1 protein-coding gene is annotated in these 1,248 nt (G+C 64.0%); it reads right to left on the reverse strand.

From position 1 onward, the window contains the following. A partial coding sequence (gene glyA / locus ACR0EK_RS20290; protein ID WP_480968096.1) for a serine hydroxymethyltransferase occupies positions 1 to 1,248 on the reverse strand: 1,248 nt, incomplete at both ends.

A 1,248-nucleotide genomic window follows, 5' to 3' on the forward strand; every position in this document is an offset into this window, starting at 1 on the left:
CGGTTGCAGAGGTCTGCGACCTGGGCGCGGACGCGGGCTTCGACTTCGGCGTTGCCGTCTTCGCCGTTGGCAGCCAGGCCGTCGACCACTTCGATGATCCAGTCGGCGATCTGGCGGAACTCGGCCTCGCCAAAGCCGCGGGTGGTGCCGGCGGGGCTGCCAAGGCGGATGCCCGACGTGATGGTCGGCTTTTCCGGGTCAAACGGCACGCCGTTCTTGTTGCAGGTGATATGCGCCCGGCCCAGGGCCTTTTCGGTGGCGTTGCCCTTGACGCCCTTGGGGCGCAGGTCGACCAGCACCACATGGGTGTCGGTGCCGTGGGTCACGGTGTCGAGTCCGCCCTTGATCAGCTGATCGCTGAGCGCCTGCGCATTGGTCACGACCTGCTGGATATAGCTTTTGAACTCGGGGCGCAGCGCCTCGCCAAAGGCCACGGCCTTGGCCGCGATCACATGCATCAGCGGGCCGCCCTGAATGCCGGGGAAGATCGCCGAATTCACTTTCTTAGCGATATCTTCATCATTGGTCAGGATCATGCCCCCACGTGGGCCGCGCAGGGTCTTGTGTGTGGTGGTGGTCGCCACATGCGCGTAGGGGAACGGGCTGGGGTGCTCGCCCGCCGCAACCAGACCGGCGAAATGCGCCATGTCCACGTGCAGATAGGCGCCGACCATGTCGGCGATCTCGCGCATGCGGGCAAAGTCGATCTGACGCGGGATGGCCGAACCGCCCGCGATGATCAGCTTGGGGTTATGCTCTTTCGCCAGCGCCTCGACCTGATCATAGTCCAGCATGTTGTCCTGCTGGCGCACGCCGTATTGCACGGCGTTGAACCACTTGCCCGACTGGTTGGGCCGCGCGCCGTGGGTCAGGTGGCCACCGGCATCCAGGCTCATGCCCAGAATGGTGTCGCCGGGCTGGATCAGCGCCTGGAACACGCCCTGGTTGGCCTGGCTGCCCGAGTTCGGCTGCACATTGGCAAAGCCACAGCCAAACAGCTGCCTGGCGCGGTCGATGGCCAGATTCTCGGCGATATCAACAAACTCGCAGCCTCCGTAATAGCGCCGGCCCGGGTAACCTTCGGCATATTTGTTGGTCATCACCGAACCCTGCGCCTCCATCACGGCGGCAGAGACGATGTTCTCGGACGCAATCAGCTCGATCTCGTCGCGCTGACGACCCAGCTCAGACCGGATCGAGCCAAAAAGCTCAGGATCGCGGTCCGACAAGGACTGGGTGAAAAATCCG

This window comes from Ruegeria sp. AE4 (assembly GCF_056542185.1).